This window comes from Pelomicrobium sp. G1 (assembly GCF_051905455.1).
In the GTDB taxonomy this organism is placed as follows: Bacteria; Pseudomonadota; Gammaproteobacteria; order Burkholderiales; family UBA6910; genus Pelomicrobium.
On record NZ_JBQACR010000653.1, the window covers coordinates 1 to 233 of the forward strand.

At 58.8% G+C, this 233-nt stretch carries 1 protein-coding gene; it reads left to right on the forward strand.

From position 1 onward, the window contains the following. Positions 1 to 39: 39 nt before the first annotated feature. A partial coding sequence (locus ACTFO6_RS19990; RefSeq protein ID WP_439936015.1) for a type II toxin-antitoxin system RelE/ParE family toxin occupies positions 40 to 233 on the forward strand: 194 nt, incomplete at its 3' end.

The window sequence follows — 233 nt, forward strand, 5'->3', positions numbered from 1 at the left end:
TTCTTGCCCATTGGTTACAAGTTCTTGTATATTGCCCACATGACGGTCAAGCCGGTTGAATTCCTCGGTGACTCGCTTGAAACGTTACGGGCATTTCCGGAAACTGCCCGGCGCGAAGCCGGCTTTCAGATCGACAAGGTGCAGCATGGCGAGGACCCGGACGACTGGAAGCCCATGACGACCATCGGCGCGGGTGTGCGGGAAATCCGGATCAGGGATGCGGCCGGCGCGTT